This window comes from Brevundimonas sp., assembly GCF_031082345.1.
GTDB lineage: Bacteria > Pseudomonadota > Alphaproteobacteria > Caulobacterales > Caulobacteraceae > Brevundimonas.
This window is the reverse complement of record NZ_JAVHLH010000312.1, coordinates 1-2,854: the sequence shown is the minus strand read 5'-3', so window position 1 is coordinate 2,854 and position 2,854 is coordinate 1. Positions and strand designations below refer to the sequence as shown.

General features: G+C 69.7%; 3 protein-coding genes. 1 reads left to right on the top strand and 2 read right to left on the bottom strand.

From position 1 onward, the window contains the following. Window positions 1–1,060 (bottom strand): PHP domain-containing protein (locus RDU12_RS14545; protein WP_308685342.1); only part of this gene is annotated, 1,060 nt, incomplete at its 3' end. A gap of 672 nt (window positions 1,061–1,732) precedes the next feature. Here RDU12_RS14545 and RDU12_RS14540 point away from each other — a divergent pair. Beyond that, window positions 1,733–2,506, top strand: a complete 774-nt coding sequence (locus RDU12_RS14540) for a hypothetical protein (RefSeq protein ID WP_300290844.1) — start codon at window positions 1,733–1,735, stop codon at window positions 2,504–2,506. A gap of 32 nt (window positions 2,507–2,538) precedes the next feature. Here the strand turns inward: RDU12_RS14540 and RDU12_RS14535 are convergent. Next, the coding region (locus RDU12_RS14535; protein WP_308685340.1) for a hypothetical protein at window positions 2,539–2,854 on the bottom strand (316 nt) is incomplete at its 5' end.

The following is a 2,854-nucleotide window of genomic DNA, read 5'->3' as shown; positions in this document are numbered from 1 at the left end:
ATTTGATGAAGTCCGACACGATCAGGAAATAGCCGGGGAAGCCCATCTGCTGGATGATGCCGACCTCCCATTCGAGGCGGGTCCAGTAGTCTTCCTCGGGCGCGGCGGGGGTGACGTGTTTCAGCCGTTCCTTCAGGCCCTCGCGGGCCTGGTGCATCAGTTCGTCGGGCTCGGAGCGGCCGTCGCCGGCGTCGAAGCGCGGCAGGATGGGGGCGCGGGTCGGGGCGAGGAAGGCGCAGCGGCGGGCGATGTCGAGGGTGGCGTCGCAGGCTTCGGGCAGGTCGGCGAACAGGGCGCGCATGGCCGCGGCGGGCTTGAACCAGTGCTGGCCGGTGATGCGGCGGCGGTCCTCCTGGCCGATGAAGGCGCCGTCGGCGATGCACAGCAGGGCGTCGTGGCTCTTGGCCTGGGCGGCCTTGGCGTAGTGCACGTCGTTGGTGGCCACGAGGGGGACGTCGTGGGCATAGGCCCATTCGACGAGGCCGCGCTCGGCCTGCTGCTCGGAGGCGAGGCCGTGGCGCTGGAGCTCGACGTAGAAGCGGTCGCCGAAGGCGGCCTGCATGGCGGTCAGCGCGGCGGCGGCCTCGGCCGGCTTGCCCTGGACGAACAGCGGGTCGACGGGGCCGTCGGGGCCGCCCGAGAGCAGGATCAGGCCCTCGGAGCGGGCCGCCACCATCTCCCAGGGCACGCTGGGCTCGTCCATCGAGCCGGCGTCGAGGAAGGCCGAGGACGACAGGGCCGACAGGTTGAGCCAGCCGGCCTCGTTCTGGACCAGCAGAACTACGGTCGGGACCTTGGCCCAGCGCTCGTTGATCTTGCCGCCGATGCCGGTGACCGGGATGGCGCAGGCGATCAGGGGCTGGACCCCGGCCCCCTTGGCCGCCTCGCTGAACTCGAGCGCGCCGAACAGATTGGCCCGGTCGGCGACCCCAACGGCCGGCATGCCCGCGTCGGCCGCCAGCACCGGCACCTTGCCCGCCTTGATCGCGCCTTCCAGCAGCGAATAGGCCGAGCGGACCCGCAGGTGGATGAAGCCCTGGCTGTTCAGCGTGTCGGTCAAACCGGGTTGTGCTCCCTGGGGCGCCGGGTGAGCGCCTGTTCTGGACCGAGTCTCACATCGCGGGCGACCGGGACACCGGAAAGCGGCGGAGGCCCCGCCCCGGCGGGGGACCGTCTGTGGATAGCCGGAGCTACGGTTCGATCCGGCCCCCGGGAGGATCGGAAAAAACACAGTCGATCTCGTCTACCCCGTCTACCTGCGGCGTTCCAAGTGCTTGATTTCGCACGACCGGACAGATCGATGCGGTAGACCGCGTAGACTCCCTCAGACCCCCGTCGTCAGCAGCGCCGCCTGCCACATCACCCAGACAAAGCCGCCGCACGACGCCAGCGACAATCCATCCCGAACCCAACGCGCCATCACAGCCTCCCTTGCGTGTTCCGGTAATGTTCTATGTTCTTGTTTAGTTCTCGTCAAGACGGATCGTCGTCAAGCGCCGGACGGCGCCGGGCCTTGGGACCGACGGGAACGCCGCGCGCAGAATGGCCGGCGCGACAACAGCAGCCACGATTTGACTCCGCCGGGACAACAGCGCTCTGTGACGGACGGTCGGGCGTCTGCAGGCGCTTCGCCGTCGCCGTCCCGTCTGGACAAGGCCAGTGACGGCCGACGCTTGCGACCGACAGGCCCGGACCGGACCTGAAACAGAATTCCCGTCTCAGGAAACCGGCGATGAAGATGATCTCTCGCGCAGCCATGGCTGCGCTGTTGCTGGGCGCAGCGTCCTGCAACCAGCCGTCGACCGCGGCTGATAACAGGACGGAAGCCGTGACCTTTGTCGCGCGTCCGGATCTGGCCGAGGCCGTCGAGGCGCTGCCACGCCTGGTCGGCGAAGGTGATGCGATCGCCGCGATCAACGCCGACCTCGACCGCCGGGACGCGGCCGCCGGCCCCGACTGCGAAGGCGCGGGCGGGTTTGAACGGGGCGTCAGCCAGCCGATGACCGGCCCCGATTTGGTCAGCTTCTGGATCGCCGAGGGCCAATATTGCGAGGGCGCGTTCAGCCCAACCACCAGCCAGACCGCCATCACCTATGACCTGGCGACTGGCCAGCCCGTTGACTGGGTTGCCGCCGCACCGGGGTTGCAGCTGACCCGTGGCGACCCGGCGGGCCAGCCGGCGGACCACGTCCCCGGCCTGTCCTCGACCGCGCTGTCGGGTTGGTACAGCGCCGAGGCGCTGGCCTCGCCCGATCGCGAACACGTGGAACAGTGCGCAGACATCTGGACGCCCGAGGCTCTGGAGGGCGTCGGCTACAAGGTCTGGCTGGACGCGCGGAACGGCGGGCTTTCGGTCAGCCCGGAGTTCGCGCAGGTGGCGCAGGGCTGCGCCGACACCGCCACCCTGAACGCCGAGGAGATGCGCCGTTTCGGCGTCTCACCCCCGATCGTCGATGCGGTCGTGGCCGGCCATGCAGCGGGCTCGTGGGCGCCGAAAGACGACTAGCGCGGCCCGCCGGCGGCGAGCAGAGGCGGGCCTTAGTAAGGAAGCCCCGCGAGGATGGTATCGAGACGCGCCACGACAGAGGGCTCGTCAGAGCGGGCGTCCCGCATGGCGCGCGCCTCGGCCGGCAACTCTTCGCAGCGATACTTGTCGATCTGCGCACCGAGATACCGCTCCCGTTCGGGATCCCCGCTGCCGACCTCTCCAACGAGGTGGGCGCAAACGACCGCACGGTAGCCGAGCGCTTCCAGGGGGTCAGTCGGCTCCACCTCCATGGGCTGATAACGATCCTGCAGGGCTTCCCAGGACATCGGCTCGGCCGGCCGGGGCGCGCTCACGGGGGCCGCCGGC